Annotated in this window: 11 protein-coding genes and 1 riboswitch; of the genes, 5 read left to right on the top strand and 6 right to left on the bottom strand. The window is 72.6% G+C overall.

Going from position 1 to position 18,134, the window contains the following annotated elements:
• The first annotated feature begins 7 nt into the window (after positions 1-7).
• Complete coding sequence (locus OG974_RS06125) at positions 8-1,687, top strand: alpha/beta hydrolase (RefSeq protein WP_327279904.1); 1,680 nt, start codon at positions 8-10, stop codon at positions 1,685-1,687.
• A gap of 4 nt (positions 1,688-1,691) precedes the next feature.
• On the opposite strand, the gene OG974_RS06120 is transcribed toward OG974_RS06125, so the two are convergent.
• The 5 genes from OG974_RS06120 to aceA form a co-directional block, all read right to left on the bottom strand.
• Positions 1,692-2,429, bottom strand: coding sequence for a CPBP family intramembrane glutamic endopeptidase (locus tag OG974_RS06120; RefSeq protein WP_327279903.1), 738 nt, complete (start codon positions 2,427-2,429; stop codon positions 1,692-1,694).
• 114 nt (positions 2,430-2,543) lie between these two features.
• Positions 2,544-4,868: a 5-methyltetrahydropteroyltriglutamate--homocysteine S-methyltransferase gene (metE, locus tag OG974_RS06115; RefSeq protein WP_371645707.1), complete on the bottom strand. Its 2,325-nt coding sequence runs from the start codon at positions 4,866-4,868 to the stop codon at positions 2,544-2,546.
• A gap of 163 nt (positions 4,869-5,031) precedes the next feature.
• Positions 5,032-5,268: riboswitch (cobalamin riboswitch) on the bottom strand.
• A 198-nt stretch (positions 5,269-5,466) separates the two neighbouring features.
• On the bottom strand, positions 5,467-6,291 hold the full coding sequence (locus OG974_RS06110; RefSeq protein ID WP_371646748.1) for a 3-hydroxybutyryl-CoA dehydrogenase: 825 nt from the start codon (positions 6,289-6,291) through the stop codon (positions 5,467-5,469).
• Between the two features lie 56 nt (positions 6,292-6,347).
• A complete protein-coding gene (gene aceB, locus OG974_RS06105; protein WP_371645705.1) occupies positions 6,348-7,952 on the bottom strand; it encodes a malate synthase A in 1,605 nt (534 codons plus the stop codon).
• A gap of 111 nt (positions 7,953-8,063) precedes the next feature.
• A complete protein-coding gene (aceA, locus tag OG974_RS06100) occupies positions 8,064-9,350 on the bottom strand; it encodes an isocitrate lyase (protein ID WP_328764544.1) in 1,287 nt (428 codons plus the stop codon).
• 378 nt (positions 9,351-9,728) lie between these two features.
• On the opposite strand from aceA, the gene OG974_RS06095 reads away from it, so the two are divergent.
• The 4 genes from OG974_RS06095 to OG974_RS06080 all read left to right on the top strand — a co-directional run bounded on the left by OG974_RS06095 (position 9,729) and on the right by OG974_RS06080 (position 15,895).
• Positions 9,729-11,144, top strand: coding sequence for a short-chain fatty acyl-CoA regulator family protein (locus OG974_RS06095; RefSeq protein WP_328764543.1), 1,416 nt, complete (start codon positions 9,729-9,731; stop codon positions 11,142-11,144).
• Between the two features lie 775 nt (positions 11,145-11,919).
• Complete coding sequence (locus OG974_RS06090) at positions 11,920-13,044, top strand: PLP-dependent cysteine synthase family protein (protein ID WP_329315391.1); 1,125 nt, start codon at positions 11,920-11,922, stop codon at positions 13,042-13,044.
• Positions 13,041-14,315: an MFS transporter gene (locus tag OG974_RS06085; protein ID WP_371645702.1), complete on the top strand. Its 1,275-nt coding sequence runs from the start codon at positions 13,041-13,043 to the stop codon at positions 14,313-14,315. Before OG974_RS06090 ends, OG974_RS06085 begins: the two co-directional genes overlap by 4 nt.
• 851 nt (positions 14,316-15,166) lie before the next feature.
• Positions 15,167-15,895: a DUF1775 domain-containing protein gene (locus OG974_RS06080; protein WP_371645700.1), complete on the top strand. Its 729-nt coding sequence runs from the start codon at positions 15,167-15,169 to the stop codon at positions 15,893-15,895.
• A 78-nt stretch (positions 15,896-15,973) separates the two neighbouring features.
• Here OG974_RS06080 and OG974_RS06075 read toward each other — a convergent pair whose 3' ends face one another.
• On the bottom strand, positions 15,974-17,929 hold the full coding sequence (locus OG974_RS06075; RefSeq protein WP_371645698.1) for a copper resistance CopC/CopD family protein: 1,956 nt from the start codon (positions 17,927-17,929) through the stop codon (positions 15,974-15,976).
• Between the last annotated feature and the right edge of the window lie 205 nt (positions 17,930-18,134).

Below are 18,134 nucleotides of genomic sequence, written 5' to 3'. Positions count from 1 at the left end.
GCACGCCATGACCAACAACCCGCCGGAACCTCCGTCGCACGAGCCGGCACCGCGCGAGCACCACCGACGGCTCCACCTCACGCTGCCCGGCTGCTGGGGCGCCCTCGTCCTGGCGTGCCTGTCCTTCACCCCGTCGCTCCTTCCCCGCGGAGGCGTACTCCAGGGGCTGGTCTGCGGCATCGGAGCGGCCATCGGGTACGGGCTGGGCGTGGTCGCGGCCTACGTGTGGCGCGCTTTCGCCGACCGGGACGCCCGCAGCGCCCCGCGCAGGTCGTGGCTGGTCCTGTTCGTCAGCGCGATCGTGCTCTTCGGCGTCTCGTTCGGGCTCGGGCAGTACTGGCAGCACGAGATCCGCGGGCTGATGGGGGTCACCGACTACAACGTCCTCGCCGCCGTCGCCTGCCCCCTCGTCGCCGCCGTCGTCTTCCTGCTCCTGCTCCTTGCCGGGCGGGGGCTGCGCGCCCTGTACCGCCGGGCCGCCGCCCTGCTCGGGCGCTGGATCGGCAGGCGGGCGGCGCGGGTGGTCGGCTGGCTCCTGGTGGCGGGGCTGGCGTGGGCCGTGTTCTCCGGGGTGCTGCTGAGCGGCTTCGTGAACGCGGCCAACGAGTCGTTCTCGCTGGGCGACACGCATACTCCGGAGGGGGTGCACCAGCCCACGTCCGTGCTGCGGTCGGGCGGTCCCGGCTCGCTGGTGCCGTGGGACTCGCTGGGTTACGAGGGGCGGGCGTTCACGGGCAGCGGACCGTCGGCCCAGACGATCGGCGCGTTCACCCACCGCACGGCGCAGGAGCCCATCCGGGCCTACGCCGGGCTGGAAACCTCCGACGACACGGAGTCCCGGGCGGCCCGGGCCGTCGCGGACCTCGAACGGGCGGGCGGTTTCGAACGCACGAACCTGCTCGTGATGACCACGACGGGCAGCGGCTGGGTCGACCCCGCCGCCGTGGACTCGTTCGAGTACCTCGGCAACGGCGACTCGGCCACGGTGGCGATCCAGTACTCGTACCTGCCGTCGTGGATGTCGTACCTGGTCGACCAGTCCAAGGCGCGCGAGGCCGGCCGGGACCTCTTCGACGCGGTCTACGACAAGTGGTCCAAACTGCCGACGGACCGGCGTCCGCGCCTGTTCGTGGCGGGCGAGAGCCTGGGCTCGTTCGGGGGTGAGACGGCCTTCAGCGGGGAGTACGACCTGCGCAACCGCACCGCCGGCACGGTGTTCGCCGGCCCGCCCAACTTCAACACCCTCTTCCGCGAGTTCAGCGACCGCCGCGACGCGGGGAGCCCGGAGATCGAGCCCGTCTACCGGGAGGGCCGGACCGTCCGGTTCACGAACGACCCGGCCGCCGGGATCCCTCCCGCGGACCGGCCGTGGGACGGCCCGCGGGTGGTCTACCTCATGCACCCCTCCGATCCGATCGTCTGGTGGAGCCCGCAGCTGGCCCTGTCGGAGCCCGACTGGATCCGTGAGCGGCCCGGCTCGGACGTGCTCGGCGCGATGGTCTGGATCCCGTTCGTGACCTTCTGGCAGGTCACCGCCGACCTGCCGTTCTCCACGGGCGTTCCGGACGGCCACGGCCACACCTACAAGGCCGCGTACGTCGACGCCTGGAACTCCGTCATGCGACCGTCCGGATTCACCGCGCAGGACCTGGACCGGCTGAAGGACATCGTCTCGCCGCAGGGCTGAGCGGTCAGCGCAGCAGGAACCCGACGAGGTATCCGAACGCGTTGACGGCCCAGTGCAGGCCCATGGGAGCCAGCAGACTGCCGCTGCGGCGGCGCAGCTCGCAGAACAGCACGCCCGCCGCCGCCGTGAACAACACGGCTGCCACGACCGCGAGGGCGGCCCCGAGTCCGGACCGACCGAAGGCCGTGGTCAGGGCCGGTTTCGCGGTCGCCAGGTGCAGCGAGGGCAGCACGTGCCACAGGCCGAACAGCGCACTCGACACGGCGGTCGCCCACACCGCCCCGCGGTCGCGGCGCACCAGACCGTAGAGCACGCCGCGGAACGCGATCTCCTCCACCAGGACCGTACCGACGGGGACCAGCACGAGGACGCGCAGCATCACCTCGCCCCCGTCCATCCCCGCGTACCGACGGTCCTCGAACAGCGTCCTGGCGGCCGGCAGCAGGGCCCCGGCCAGGTAGACGATGCCGACCAGGGCGATGAGGGCCAGCGCCCAACGGGCGCCGCGGGCCAGCGTGCCCGGCGCCAGACCGGCGTCCGCGAGGGTGCCGCCGGCCCAGCGCAGCACACCGAGCAGCACCCCGCTGACCACGACGGCCGTCACCACGCCCCACGGGCCCGACCAGCGGTGCAGGGCCGCGTTGGCCGCCACGAGGACGGCCACCGTGACGCCCACGGCCGGCCAGGTACCGATCGGCCGCCGGGGCCGCCGCCCGGCGCCGTCGGGGGTGCTGCGGGGCATGGGGACCCACCTCGGTCATGACGACAGGTCAGCGCGAGCGACCCCGATCATCCTGCACTGTAGCCAGGGCCCGGCCCGCGCATCACGGCGACGAGCCGGTGTCCCCCGTGTCGGTCAGGTGGGGTCGCCCGCGAGGCCGGAGCGGACCTCACGGGCGGCGGCGACCAGGTTTTCGAGGGAGGCGCGGGTCTCGGGCCAGCCGCGGGTCTTCAGGCCGCAGTCGGGGTTGACCCACAGCCGCTCGGCCGGGATGGCCTCCAGTCCGGTGCGCAGCAGACCGGCCGCCTCCCGGGTGCTCGGGACGCGCGGGGAGTGGATGTCCCAGACGCCCGGGCCGGCCCCTCGGGGGTAACCGTGGCCTGCGAGTTCGCGGGCGACCTGCATGTGGGAGCGGGCGGCTTCCAGACTGATGACGTCGGCGTCGAGTTCGTCGATGGCCTGGACGACGTCACCGAACTCGGCGTAGCACATGTGGGTGTGGATCTGCGTGTCCGGCCGGACGCCGCTGGTGGTGAGGCGGAACGCCTCGGTGGCCCAGGCCAGGTAGTCGGCGTGGTCGGCGGCTCGCAGCGGCAGCGTTTCGCGCAGGGCGGGCTCGTCGACCTGGATCACCGAAGTCCCGGCCGCCTCCAGGTCGTTCACCTCGTCCCGCAGGGCGAACGCGACCTGGCGGGCACTCTCGCCGAGCGGCTGGTCGTCGCGTACGAAGGACCAGGCGAGCATGGTGACGGGCCCGGTCAGCATGCCCTTGACCGGCTTGGACGTCAGGGACTGCGCGTACGAGGTCCAGCGGACGGTCATGGGCTCGGGGCGGGAGACGTCCCCGGCCAGCACCGGCGGGCGCACGTAACGGGTGCCGTAGGACTGGACCCAGCCGTGCTGCGTGGCCAGGTAGCCCGTCAGCTGCTCGGCGAAGTACTGCACCATGTCGTTGCGTTCGGGCTCGCCGTGCACCAGGACGTCGAGGCCGGTCTTCTCCTGGAAGGAGACCACTTCCTCGATCTCGCTCTTGATGCGCGCCTCGTAGCCCGCGGTGTCGATCCGCCCCGCCCGCAGGTCCGCGCGGGCCGCGCGCAGTTCGTCGGTCTGCGGGAAGGAGCCGATCGTGGTGGTCGGCAGCAGCGGCAGGCCCAGGCGGGCCCGCTGGGCGACGGAGCGCTCGGCGTACGGCTGCGCGCGGTGGCCGTCGGTGTCGGTGACGGCCGCGGTCCGGGCGCGCACGGCCGGGTCGTGGGTGAGGGCGGATCCGGCGCGGGAAGCCAGATCGGCCCGGTTCGCGGCGAGTTCGGCCGCGATGGAGTCCGTGCCCCGGGCCAGTCCTCGGGCCAGGACGGAGATCTCCCGCGTCTTCTGGCGGGCGAAGGCGAGCCAGCGGCGGACCTGCGGGTCGATGTCGCGCTCGGCGGCGGCGTCCAGCGGGACGTGCAGGAGCGAGCAGGACGCGGAGACGTCCACGCGCTCGGCGAGGCCGAGGAGCGTGCCCAGGACGGTCAGGGACTTCTGGTAGTCGTTGATCCAGACGTTGCGGCCGTTGACCACGCCCGCGACCAGGCGTTTGCCGGGCAGGCCACCGACCGCCGCGAGGTCCTCCAGGTTGGCCGCGCCGGCCTCGGTGAAGTCGAGCGCCAGGCCCTCGACCGGCGCCTTGGCCAGCACCGGCAGCGCTTCGCCGAGCCGGCCGAAGTACGAGGCGATCAGCAGCTTCGGACGCCCGGTGGCCGCGCCGAGGTCGCGGTAGGCACGGGCCGCGGCGTTCAGGTCGGCCGGGGTGCGGTCCTGCACCAGGGCCGGCTCGTCGAGCTGGACCCACTCGGCGCCCGCGGCCCGTAGCTCGGCGAGGACCTGTGCGTACACGGGCAGCAGCCGGTCGAGCAGGGTCAGCGGTTCGAAGCCGGCGGCCACGCCGGGGGCGGGCTTGGCGAGCAGCAGGTAGGTGACGGGGCCGACGAGTACGGGACGGGCCGTGTGGCCGGCCGCGACGGCTTCCTCCAACTCCGCGACCTGCTTGCTGGAGTCGGCGGTGAAGACGGTGTCGGGCCCGAGCTCGGGGACCAGGTAATGGTAGTTCGTGTCGAACCATTTGGTCATCTCCAGCGGGGCCACGTCCCGGGTGCCGCGCGCCATCGCGAAGTACCCGTCCAGGGCGTCCGCGGCGACCGCCGCGCGGTGCCGCGCGGGGACGGCGCCGACCATGACACTGGTGTCCAGGACGTGGTCGTAGTACGAGAAATCACCGGTGGGCACTTCGTGGACGCCGGCCTCGGTCAGCTCTCGCCAGTGCGAACGGCGCAGGCCCGCCGCGGTCTCCCGGAGGGCACCCGCGCTGACGCGGCCCTTCCAGTAGCCCTCGATCGCCTTCTTCAGGTCGCGGCTCTGACCTTGGCGGGGGTAGCCGTACACGGTGGCTCGTGCTGCCGCGGCTGTGGGCTTCGCCGTCACGGAACTCTCCTTCGCGAGATGTGTCCAGGAACGCCCCGGTAACGGGACGCGGACGCGAAGGAGCGACGGAACGGACGGCCCACGTCGCGCAATTACCGCAACGGCCGCTCGTCGTGCACGCCGACCCGCCCACGAGGTCACCGGGATCTCCGCACGCGGAATCGTCCGCTTACGGGCAACGGGCAGGTCTTCGGACTCGCGGGCACGCCTGCCGGCACTCATGCTCCTACCGGCGGGCACCTACTGGCCGTCGCTTCCCAGGACCGTCTTCCGGTCCCAGTGCGTATGACGGCGGTCGTTCCCGCTCACCGCTGCGGGGCAGTCCCGGATTCCCACCGGGTTCCCTCTTACGACGCATCCCGCCTGGCGGACGGGGCGAACCAGCTGCACGGCCACCCTAGTTCGCGCGCCGACCCGGCGACGACCCCCGTCCGTCATTCGGACCGGATCGCGAGACGGCGAGACGACGAGACGGCACCGGCTTCACACGACCTGCGGTGGAACGGGACACGGTGGGGCGCGGCGACACCACTCGCCGAACCCCACCGTCACCGCGTGCCTCCGGGCACCCTCGGGCCCGGAGACGTGCCGGGGCCCCTCAGCCCCGGCCGTACGTGTGGAACCCTCGGCCGCTCTTGCGGCCCAGCAGCCCTGCCTGCACCATCCGTTGAAGCAGCGGGGGCGGGGCGTAGAGCGGTTCCTTGAACTCCTGGTAGAGGGATTCGGCGATGGCCTCGACCGTGTCCAGCCCGATCAGGTCGGCGAGCTTGAGCGGGCCCATCGGGTGGGCGCAGCCCAGTTCCATTGCGGTGTCCACGTCCTGCGCGCTGGCGTACCCGGATTCGGCCATGCGGATGGCCGAGAGCAGGTAGGGGACCAGCAGCGCGTTCACGACGAAACCGGCGCGGTCCCGGGATCGGACGGTGGTCTTGCCCAGGGCGTCACGGGCGAAGGCCTCGACGGTGGCGAGGGTGTCCGCCGACGTATGGAGGGAGGACACGACCTCGACGAGCGGTAGAACGGGCACGGGGTTGAAGAAGTGCAGGCCCACCACCTTGTCGGCGCGTCCGGTCGCCATGCCCAGACGCATGATCGGGATGGCGGAGGTGTTCGTGGCGAGGATGGTCCCGGGATTCTCGACGATCTTGTCGAGGGCGGCGAAGACCTCGATCTTGGTGTCGGGGTTCTCGGTGACGGCCTCGATGACGAGCTGGCGGTCGGCGAGGTCCTCCAGGTCCCCGGTGAACAGCAGCCGGGACAGCGCGTCCTCCGCGGAGATCCGGTCCAGCTTGCCCCGCTGGACGGCACGCTCCAGGGAAACGGCGATCCGCTCCCGGGCGGCGCGGGCGGCGGCGGTGTCCGACTCGGCGACGACGGTGTCGAGGCCGGCCCGGGCACATGCCTCGGCGATGCCGGCGCCCATCTGTCCTCCACCGACGATGCCGACGCGCAGGATCCGGCCCGGCTCCACCGCGGCGTTCACGCGTTCACCCGCGCGGTGACGGCGGCGCTGCGGACGAGGTGGCGGGTGTAGGCCCCGGGGGTGAAGAAGGCCGGGAGCTGCACCGACAGCGCCGTGTCCACGAAGACCTCGCGCGCTTCGAGGACGAGTGCCTGCGGATCCTCGTTCTCCAGGGCGGCGCATTCGGCGTCGAGGAGGTCGAGGACCGTTGCCCGGTCGACCCGGTCGTGGCGGATCCACTGCCAGATCTGGACGCGGGCGATCTCGGCGGTCGCGGCGTCCTCCATCAGGCCGTACAGGGCCACCGCGCCGCTGCCGCGCAGCCAGGCGTCGAAGTAGCGCAGGGCCACGGCGACGTTCGAGCGGATCCCCTCCCGTGTGGGGGGCGCGGCGGTCCGGCGTACGGACAGCAGGTCGGCGGCCGTGGTCTCGACGTCCTCCCGCGTCCGCTCCAGCTGGTTCGACCGCTCCCCCAGGACGCCGTCGAAGACCTCGCGGCAGACGGGGACCAGCCCGGGATGGGCCACCCAGGAGCCGTCGAAGCCGTCCTCGGCCTCGCGCTCCTTGTCCAAGCGGACCTTCGCGATCGCCGCGGCGTTCGTGTCCGGGTCCTTGCTCGGGACGTGGGCCGCCATCCCGCCGATGGCATGGGCACCGCGCCGGTGGCAGGTCCGGACGAGGAGTTCGGTGTAGGCCCGCATGAAGGGAGCGGTCATGGTGACCGCGGCCCGATCGGGCAGTTGGAAGTCGGTGCGGTGGCCGAAGGTCTTGACGAGGCTGAAGAGGTAGTCCCAACGCCCGGCGTTGAGGCCCGCGCTGTGTTCGCGCAGCTCGTGGAGGATCTCCTCCATCTCGAAGGCGGCCGTGATCGTCTCGATGAGGACGGTGGCGCGGACGGTGCCGCGGGGGATGCCGAGGAGTTCCTGGGCGAGGAGGAAGACGTCGTTCCACAGCCGTGCCTCGTACCGGTTCTCCAGCTTGGGCAGGTAGAAGTACGGGCCGTGGCCGACGTCGATCTGCCGCTGCGCGCAGTGGAAGAAGTACAGGCCGAAGTCGACGAGGGAGGCGGACAGGGGTCGGCCGTCGATCTCCAGGTGCTCTTCGAGCAGGTGCCAGCCGCGGGGGCGGACGGTGATGGTCGCGAGCCGCTCGCCGAGGCGGTACTCCTTGCCCTCCGGGCTGGTGAAGTCGATGCGCCGTTCGACGGCGTCGAGCAGGGTGAGCTGGCCGCCGATGACGTGGGTCCAGGTCGGGGCGGTGGCGTCCTCGAAGTCGGCCATCCAGACCTCGGCTCCGGAGTTCAGGGCGTTGACGGCCGTCCGCCGCTCGGGGGGCCCGGTGATCTCGACCCGCCGGTCGGTGAGTCCGGGCGCGGGCGGGGCGACCCTCCAGTCGGGGTCCTCGCGGAGGGCGCGGGTGGCGAGCGGGAAGTCGAGCGGGGTACCGCCGGCCAGGTGGCCCGAGCGGCGGCGGCGCTCCTTGAGGATCTCCAGGCGGCGGTCCGCGAACGCGGCGTCGAGCCGGCCGAGGAACTCCAGGGCCCCGGGGGTCAGGATCTCGTCGTGGCGCTCACCCGGTGCGCCGAGGACCCGGACGCTGCCGGTCGGGGGCGTGAGTGACATGTGGTTCTTCTCCTCAGCGTGGGTGGCGGGCGCCCGGGGCGGGAAGGGGCCCCGGGCGCCGCCAGAGGCCGGCGGCGGGTCGTGGGCTACGGGCTACGGGCTACGGGCTCCCTAGTGGAACTGCTCTTCCTCGGTGGACCCGGCGAGCGCGGTCGTGGAGGAGGCCGGGTTGACGGCGGTGGAGACCAGGTCGAAGTAACCCGTACCGACCTCGCGCTGGTGCCTGACCGCGGTGAAACCCTGGCCCTGGGCGGCGAATTCGCGCTCCTGGAGGTCCACGTACGCGGTCATGCCGTGCTCGGCGTAGCCGCGCGCCAGGTCGAACATGCCGTGGTTGAGGGAGTGGAAGCCGGCCAGGGTGATGAACTGGAACCGGTAGCCCATGGCGCCGAGCTCCCGCTGGAACTTCGCGATCTGGTCGTCGTCCAGGGCCGCCTTCCAGTTGAAGGAGGGTGAGCAGTTGTAGGCCAGCATCTGGTCCGGGTACCGGGCGTGGACGGCTTCGGCGAACTCGCGGGCCTGGGCGAGATCCGGGGTGCCCGTTTCGACCCAGATGAGGTCGGCGTACGGGGCGTAGGCGAGACCGCGGGCGATGACCGGGGCCATGCCGCCCCGGACGCGGTAGAAGCCCTCCGCGGTGCGCTCCCCGGTGCAGAACTCCGCGTCGCGCTCGTCGACATCACTGGTGAGCAGTGTGGCGGCCAGGGCGTCGGTGCGGGCGATGATCAGGGTGGGAGTGTCGGCGATGTCGGCCGCGAGGCGGGCCGCGTTCAGGGTGCGGATGTGCTGGGAGGTCGGAACGAGGACCTTGCCGCCGAGGTGGCCGCACTTCTTCTCGGAGGCGAGCTGGTCCTCGTAGTGGATGCCGGCCGCGCCCGCCGCGATCATGGCCTTGGTCAGCTCGAACGCGTTCAGCGGTCCGCCGAAACCGGCCTCGGCGTCGGCGACGATCGGCGCCAGCCAGTCCGTCGTGTCGCTGCTGCCCTCGGCGGTGGCGATCTGGTCGGCGCGCAGCAGCGCGTTGTTGATCCGACGGACCACCTGGGGAACGGAGTTGACGGGGTAGAGGCTCTGGTCGGGGTAGGTGTGCCCGGCCTGGTTGGCGTCGGCGGCGACCTGCCAGCCGGACAGGTAGATCGCCTGGAGTCCGGCGCGGACCTGCTGGACGGCCTGCCCGCCGGTGAGCGCGCCGAGCGCGTGGACGTAGTCCAGCTCGTGGAGCTGTCGCCACAGCCGCTCGGCGCCGCGCCGGGCCAGGGTGTACTCCTCGCGGACGCTGCCCGAGAGCCGCACCACGTCCTCGGCCGAGTAGGTCCGCTCGATGCCCGCCCAGCGGGGGTCGTCGGCCCACCGCTGCCCCAGCTGCTCGGCCGCCGCCGTCGTGTTCGCCTCTGTCATGACCGTCACCGTTTCCGTCCGTCGCTTGTCCTGCCAATGCCGCTGCCGAAGAACCCGAGCATTGGCACTGTGTGCCTGAGTAGGAGGTGCGGCCGCCGAACCCGCCCATGGGTCGGAGCTGAGCAATGCTGCCGATGTACCGGGTCGAGCTGACCGGATCCCCGAAATCAGGGCGTGAATCGGGGTCTTGTGCGCTTCCCGGCTACCGGTTCCGGCTGGCCGCAGGACCGACTCTGGCACTGGCACTTGGTGCCAGCAAGGAGGTACATCTGCCAAGGTTTGCGAATCTTCGAGGCCGGAATTGCCAAGGTTGCGAAGGCTGCGGGTGGGCGAGTTGCACCTATGCTGACGGAGCCCGTCCGACGGTGGAGGAGTCCGGTGAGCAAGACGTACGCGGGCGCGCGGCTGCGCAGGCTGCGCGAGGAGCGCCGTATGACCCAGGTCGATCTCGCCAGGGTGCTGGGCATCTCCCCGAGCTACCTGAACCAGATGGAGCACGACTCGCGCCCGCTGACCGTGCCGGTGCTGCTGCGGCTGACCGAGGCCTTCGGGGTGGACCCCGGCTTCTTCTCGGAGCGCGACACCAGCCGCCTGGTCGCGGACCTGCGCGAGGCGCTGGCCGGGGAGGTCGCCGAGGCCCGGGTATCGGCCTCCGACCTCGCCGAGTTGGCTTCTCGCATGCCGGCGGTCGCCTCGGTCCTCCTGGACCTGGGCCGGCGGAGCCAACTGCTGGCCGAGCGGCTCGCCGACGCCGCCGACGGCCGGGATTCGGTGGCCGATGCACCGCGCTCACCCCACGAGGAGATCCGCGAGTTCTTCTACCGCCGCCAGAACTACCTCCACGACACCGATCTCGCCGCCGAGGAGCTGGCCCGCGAGATCGGCATCCACCCCGGCGACGTCATCCGCGCCCTGACGCGCCGACTCGCCGACCGGCACGGGATCCGCACCTCCCCGGACTGCGACCGGCTTCACCACTACGACGCCGCCGCCCGGGTACTGCACCTGTCGAACCGGCTCCGCCCGGGACAGCAGGCCTTCCGGATGGCCACCCAGCTCGCCCTGATCGAGTACGGGGACGAACTCGACCGGCTCGCCGCAGAGGACTTCCCACCCGGCTCCCCCGCCCACGCCTTGGCCCGCATCGGCATCGCGAACTACTTCGCGGCCTCGCTGATCCTGCCGTACACGGCGTTCCACACCGCGGCGGAGGAGTTCCGGTACGACATCGAACGGCTCACCGACCACTTCGGCCTCGGCTACGAGACCGTCTGCCATCGCCTCAGCACCCTGCAACGCCCCAGGCTGCGCGGGGTGCCGTTCTCCTTCGTGCGCGTCGACCGGGCCGGGAACATGTCCAAGCGACAGTCCGCCACCGGGTTCCACTTCTCCCGCGCCGGCGGCACCTGCCCCCTGTGGAACGTCTACGAGGCCTTCGCGGCCCCGGGCCGCATCCACGTCCAGGTCGCCGCCATGCCCGACGGGCAGCGCCACCTCTGGACCGCCCGCGCCGTCACCCGCCACCGCGGCGGTTGGGGAGAGCCCGGCAAGACCTTCGCGATCGGGCTCGGCTGCGAGATCCGGCACGCCTCCCGCCTCGTGTACGCCGACGGCCTCGACCTCGACAACACGGCGGCCGCCACCCCCATCGGCATGGGCTGCCGGCTCTGTGAACGCGTCGACTGCCCCCAACGGGCCGTCCCGCCGCTCGGCCGGACCCTGGCCGTCGACGAGAACAGCAGCACCTTCGTCCCGTACCCCGTCACCAGTACTTCCGCCCCAGCCCCCTCATGACGCCGAACGGCAATCCGGAGGCATGGAATCACCCGCAGCGGTGAACCTGCGCCCCTGCCGGCGACCACGGTTTCACGGCCGCGCTCGTGTGCTCGATCCCGCAGTGGCACGGGAAACGGGCACCGCGGCCCGGGAGCGGGCACCACGGCCCGGGCCGAAACGCACCCCGTCACGGAGCGCGGTACACGAGCAGCCGTCGAACACGAAAGATAGCGTGACGGTCACTGTGTGCAATTCGCTGTGGTCCCGTCACCGCCGCCGACATGGCGGCTGGCTGGCCGTCTTCGTGACGGCCGCCCTGGTCGCGCTGTTCTTCGGCGTGTGCGACAGCGGCGGTCACCACCGGGCACCGGTCCCCGCCGCAGCGGCCTCGCAGGCCACCGCCGCGCATCCGGAACTCGCCGGTGGCTGCCCCGGGGGGAACCACCCTTGCGTTCACGCCGACGAGCACACGGCGGTGCAGCTGCCGGAGCGCGGTGAAGCCGACGGGGCGTCCGTCCTGCGATTGAACCCCGTCCAGGCCGGTGCGTCACGTCCGAGCCGCGCTGCGGCCGCTGCGCCACCCCGCTCTTCCTCGGGCTCCGGCCGCGATCTGCTGTGCAAGGCGTGCGTCAGTAGGACCTGAGCAGGCCCGGACGCTCCACGCGGCCGTCGTAACGCCGCGCCCCGGGGTGTCCCTGCGCGACCTCTCACCCCCGCACGGCCCGACACCCGCCCGCCCCGACCGGCGCCGGCGGAGCCCGGCCGCGCCGTGCCGCACGAAGGGCGACCCACCATGACCGAACTCTCCCTGCCCGCGTCCCCGTCCACGTCCCCGTCGGCGGCCCCCGCCCCGCGCAGTGTGCTCCAAGCCGTCGGCAACACCCCCGTCCTCTTCATCGACGAACCGTTCGCGCCCTCACCGCGCGGCTTCTGGGCCAAACTCGAAGGCTTCAACCCCGGCGGCATCAAGGACCGCGCGGCCCTCTACATGGTCGACAAGGCGCGCGAGCGCGGGGCCCTGCGCCCCGGCGCCCCCGTCATCGAGTCCACCTCCGGCACGCTCGGCCTCGGCCTGGCTCTGGCCGGAGTGCTCCACGGGCACCCCGTACACCTGGTCACCGACCCCGGCATGGAGCCGATCATGGAGCGGATGCTCACCGCGCACGGCGCCCGGCTCCACGTCGTCGACCGGCCGCACCCCGACGGAGGCTGGCAGGAAGCCCGGCGCGGCAAGGTGGCGGAACTCCTCGCCCGGTACCCGGGCGCCTGGTGTCCCGACCAGTACCACAATCCCGACAACGTGGCCGCCTACCGGCCCCTGGCCGACGAGCTGACCGGCCAACTGGGCACGGTGGACGTCCTGGTGTGCGCGGTCGGTACGGGCGGCCACTCCGCCGGCATCGCCCGCGGACTGCGCGCCTCCAACCCCGCGCTGCGTCTCGTCGGCGTCGACGCGATCGGCTCGACCATCTTCGGCCAGCCCGCCCGGCCCCGCCTGATGCGCGGCCTGGGCTCCTCCATCTACCCCCGGAACGTGGACTATCCCGCCTTCACCGAAGTCCACTGGGTCGCCCCCGCCGAAGCCGTATGGGCCGCCCGCCGCCTCGCGGGGCGGCAGTTCGCCACCGGAGGCTGGAGCGTCGGCGCCGTCGCCCTCGTCGCCGGCTGGCTCGCCCGCACCCAGCCCGAAGCCACCCGCATCGCGGCCGTGTTCCCCGACGGCCCCCACCGCTACTTCGACACCGTCTTCAACGACGACTACTGCCGCGCCAACCAGCTCCTGGACACCACCCCGCCGTCGGAACCCGAGACCGTCGAGTCATCCGCGTCCCGCGAGATCACCCGGTGGACACGCTGCGCGAACGTCGTCGACCCGGTGCCCGCCCCCGCCGCGTCCCGGACCGGAGCGGCCCGGTGAAGCAGACCTGGAAGCAGTACCGCTCCTTCGACGCCACCGTGCAGCTGCTGCTCGTCAACCAGCTGACGATCAACCTCGGCTTCTACATGCTCATGCCGTACCTGGCCGCCCACCTCTCCGGCGGGCTCGCGCTCGCCACTTGGGCGGTCGGGCTGGTCCTGGGCGTGCGCAACCTCTCCCAGCAAGGCATGTTCCTCGTCGGCGGCATGCTCGCCGACCGCCTCGGCTTCAAGCCGCTGATCGTCGCCGGCTGCACACTGCGCACCGTCGGCTTCGCGGCCCTCGCCTTCGCCGACGGCCTGCCGGCCCTGGTCGCCGCGTCCGCGGCCACGGGGCTGGCCGGCGCCCTGTTCAATCCGGCCGTCCGCGCCTACGTGGCCGCCGAGGCGGGCGAGCGCCGAGTGGACGCCTTCGCGCTGTTCAACGTCTTCTACCAGAGCGGCATCCTGCTCGGCCCGCTCGTCGGACTCGCCCTGACCGCGGTGTCCTTCCCCCTCACCTGCGCGGTCGCCTCGGCGGTCTTCGCCGCGCTCACGCTGTTGCAGCTGCGCCGCCTGCCCCGGAACACCACCGCCGCGCGCGAGGACCGGCCCGCCCTGCGCGAACAAGCCGGCACCGTCCTGCGCAACCGGACGTTCTGGCTGTTCGCCACGACGATGAGCGGCTCGTACGTCCTGTCCTTCCAGATCTACCTGGCGCTGCCCCTGGAGGTCGAACGCCTCACCGGCGAGGGCGCCTTCGCCACGGCGGCGACCAGCGCCCTCTTCGTCGTCTCCGGCTTCGTCGCGCTCGTGGGGCAACTGCGCATCACCGCCTGGTGCAAACGCAGCTGGAGCCCCGCGCGGTCCCTGAGCGCGGGCACGGCCCTCATGGGCGTGGCCTTCTTCCCGCCCCTGTTGAGCTCGGCGGCCCCGCAGGCTCGGACCGGCTGGTCCGCGGCCGCCGCACTCCTTCCCCTCCTGGCGTGCGCGGGTCTCCTCGCGGTCGCCACGGCGGTGCTGTACCCGTTCGAGATGGACACCATCGTCGCCCTGGCGGGCGGCCGCTGGGTGGCCACCCACTACGGCCTGTACAACACCGTGTGCGGAATCGGGATCACCGTCGGGAACCTTGCGACCGGAGCCCTCCTCGGCGCGGCCCGATCCGCCGGGTACCCGGCTCTCACCTGGCTCGTCATGTCCCTGGTCGGAGCCGTATGCACCGCGGCCCTGGTGCTCCTCACCCGCACCGGCCGGCTCTCGCAGCCGGACCCCGTTCCGGCCGGCGCCTAGCCGGCGGCACGAGCTCGTTCGGGGAGCGGGGAAAAACTGCTCCTCAATTGACAGTCGGGGCCTGGCGGCGGCGGGGCCGGTGGATGATGGCGCGACATGACCGGAGGCCGTGCAGGGATGCCCTCGTGTCCGCAACCCGAGTGGCGGAGCGGACGGTTGCTGCGGGCTGCCGCGTTCACACTGCTCAGCTCGGTCTTGGCCGTCGTGGCCCATCATCTGGCTGCGGGGGACGCGGCTCCCCGGCAGTCTGCCCTGGGCGGGGCGGCGTTGGGCGGCGCGGCGGTCACCTTCGCCCTGTCGTGGTTGGTGACTCGGGCGTCCCGGCCTTGGTGGCAGGTGGTCATGGCCACCTGCGCCGCCCAACTCGGCCTGCACCGGGCTCTGTCCGTGCGGCAGCCGGCCTTCCCCTGCTGCACCGAGGCGCACGGCGGGATGCAGGGCGGGACGCACCGCTTCGTGCCGCAGATCGTGCGCGCCGCACACCACGGCGTGTGGCCGATGACCGCGGCCCATTGCGTGGCTGCATGTGCGATGGCTCTGCTCATGTACCGCGCGGACCAGGTCCTCAGCCGCCTGCCGCAGACGGTGGGCCGGTGGGCCCAGAGGGCTGCCGCGGCTGCCGCCGCTGCTCTCGGCGCCCTCCGCCGCCCATGGTTCGGGCCCCGTCCGCGGACCGGGCCCGTACGGCACGACGGTCGGGCCGTACGACCGGCGGCGACGACGACGCTCTGTCACGCAGTGGTGCGCCGGGGTCCTCCTGCCGGGTGTGCAGGAGACGTTCCCCTGATCCCGGCGGGCAGTGCACCAGCACGGTGAAGCCCGCCCCTCGTACCGAGAGGGTTTCTTCCATCGTGAACACGACACACACCCGTCCCCGTCCCCGTAGGTTGGGCCTCGCGGCCGTCGGCGCCCTGGTGCTCCTCGGCGTGGCGGCCGGGCCGGCCGCCGCACACGCCGAGGTCACCGCATCCGAACCGCGCGCCCTCGCCGAGAACGTCACGCTCTCCTTCACCTCTGAGGCGGAGTCGGACACCGCTGGGATCTCGGAGCTGCGGGTCGTCCTCCCCAAGGGCATCGCCCCGGACGCCGTCACGCTGAAGGAGGCCCCCAAGGAGTGGAAGCTGACGGCCACCCCGGACGGGTACGCCATCGGCGGCGCCCCTCTGGCCACCGGAACCGATGCCGAGTACAGCATCACGGTGCGCCAGCTGCCCGACGAGAAGTCCCTGGCGTTCAAGACCCTTGAAACCTACGGTGACGGAAAGACCTCCCGCTGGATCGAAGTGCCCACGGGCGGGGAGAAGGTCGACAACCCGGCCCCCGTGCTCAAGCTGGAGGCGGCGGCTCCCGGGGCCAAGCCGATCGCGCCGGGCCCGTCCCCTTCCCCGAGCACCGCCCCGTCCGTCCAGCCCTCCGCGGCGGCGCCATCCGCTCCCGCAGCGGCCGCGAGCACCGGGACGACGAGTGCGAAGGCGGCGGGCGGCAACGCCGGAGCCGTCCTCGGCGTGGTCGCGGCCATCGTCCTGCTGGCTGCTGCCGGCACCTTCTGGTGGCTGCGCCGCAGCCACAGCCGGGCCTGACGGAAGCAGCCTGGGGCCGGTGCACGGCACGAGCCGTGCACCGGCCCCCGGTCCGGCCGATGTGCGGCCGCTTCGAAACTAAGGGGTGGACCGCGTAGCGGTGGTCGGCGCCGAGGCCGCGATGCGGACGCTCCCGCGCACGGTGACCTGGTCGATGTCCGTGGTGCGCACCGTGATGTTCATGGTCCACTCACCCGGCATGGGCAGCCGCAGGTCGTACGCGGCCCAGTACCCCTGCTGGTTCTTGAGCTTGGCGTCGATCGGCCCGATTCCCAGCTCGCCCTGGGTGAGGCTCAGGCGGAGTTCGGGAACGGTGGCGAGGCCGCCGTCCGCGGTGTACACCACGGCTTCGACCGAGTTCTCGCCGACGCGTCCGGGCGCCAGCGTGATCTGCACCGTGCCCTGGTGGTTGGCCGTCCCCATGTCGAAGGGGACGGTGACCACCTTCACCTGCGGCTCCTGCGCCGTGGCCGCCGAGGCGGTGGCGGCCGCGGCTCGGCTGGGCTGGGTGCCGGTGAGCAAGGTCGTGATCGCCAGGACCACGGCGCCGAGGGCGGCTTCGACGACCACCGTGCGGCGCAGGCTGCGCCGGTACCCGTCGGCCTCGGGGACGGGCGGCCCGGTGTCGTCACCCGACCCGCCCCCGGCCTGCGCATCGGAGGTGCCGCCGAGGTCCGTCACCGCCGGGGACGCGGGCGCGCCGACCAACTGCACGACCCGCACCCGCTCGGGCTCGGGCACCGTCGGCGTCTGCGCGGTCGGCTGCGCCCCGTACACGAGGCGGGCGGTCCACCGGCGGGAGAACGATGCCGCCCCCAGTACGAGGACCACGACGGCGATCTTCCACGTGAGCGTCCTGCCGTACGGCGTGGTGGTCATCGCTGCCCAGGAGCCGACCTGCCGCCAGGACTGGTACACCCCGGTGCCGACCAGAACGGCGACGGCGGTGAAGGCCAGCGTCGAGAAGCGGCCGATCGCGGACGCCGGGACCGCGCCACCGTCCGGCCCCCGGCGCCGGAGGATGACGGCCAGCGTGATCAGGCCGCCCAGCCAGACCCCCATGGACAGCAGGTGCAGCACCGCGACGGGGATGGCCAGCGGAACCTGGATCCCGGCGGAGGCGTGCTCCGCAGCGGCCCACGTGAACGCCAGGCCCAGGGCGAACACCGCCCCCGCCAGCCGGACACGGGAGCCGTGACCGGGACCGCTCGACTGTGTCCCGTCGCCCCGCACTCCGGCTCGCACTCCGGCCCGTACGGCCGGCCACCTCAGCAACAGCGGGGGTGCCGCGAGCAGTACGAGCCGGGCGACCAGCGCGCGCCCCGGCCTCCCGGTGACGGTCCGGCCCAGCTGCGACGGGTCGAACACCGATGTCAGCCGGCCGGCCGTCTCGTACGGCCCGCGCAGCACCAACAGCGCTGCGGTGGACACCGCCAGCGTCACCCATCCCGCGATCAGCAGCCCGCGCACCGGACGGACCGAGCCCGCGGCGGGCCAGCACACCAGGACGAACGCGCCTGCGCCGACGAGGAGGGCGAGCCCGCTGTAGGCGACGTAGCGGAAGGAGCCGTACAGGCGGCCGACCGCCGTGTCGTCCGCCGAGCCGGTCGGCACCGCAGCGGCGTTTTCGGACGGCTTGCCTATGGAGAAGGTGAACGCACCGGAGATCGGGTGGCCATCGGCGGAGACGACCCGCCAGGCCACGGTGTAGGTGCCCTGCGCCAGATCGTCGGCCAACTGCACCCGGCCGGTGTCGTCCTTGCCTTCCGCATGCTGCGCCGGGCGGGGGTTCACCCGCTCGTTGGCCGGCGACAGCACCCGCAGCGAGTCCTCGGAGAGGCTGACGGACTCGGTGAAGGTGAGCGTGACCTGCTGGGGCGCCACGGGGAGGACGGCGCCGTCGGCGGGGTCGGAGCCAGTGAGGCCGGCATGCGCGAATGCCGATCCCGCCCCGCCGATCATCAGGGCGAACGCGACGGCGAGCAGCGCCAGAACGGTCAGTGGGATCCTGACGGGAGGCGATCCGGTGTGCATGGGCAGGCAGCCTCCGAGGCGACGGTCGTCAGCGGCGGCACGACTCCCCCGCGACGGCAGGACGGACACGGGCAGTGCCGCGACCTGCCGAGACCTGGACGGTAGCCCCGCCGCCCCGGCCCGGGAGCGGCTTACGCAACTTCCGCCAAAAAGCCGCCCGACAGGCCCGTCATCGGACGCCCTCCCTGTAGAAGGGGGCGGCTGC

The organism is Streptomyces sp. NBC_00597 (genome assembly GCF_041431095.1).
Lineage (GTDB): Bacteria > Actinomycetota > Actinomycetes > Streptomycetales > Streptomycetaceae > Streptomyces.
Note: the sequence above shows the minus strand (reverse complement) of the source record. Positions and strands in the feature narration are given on the sequence as shown.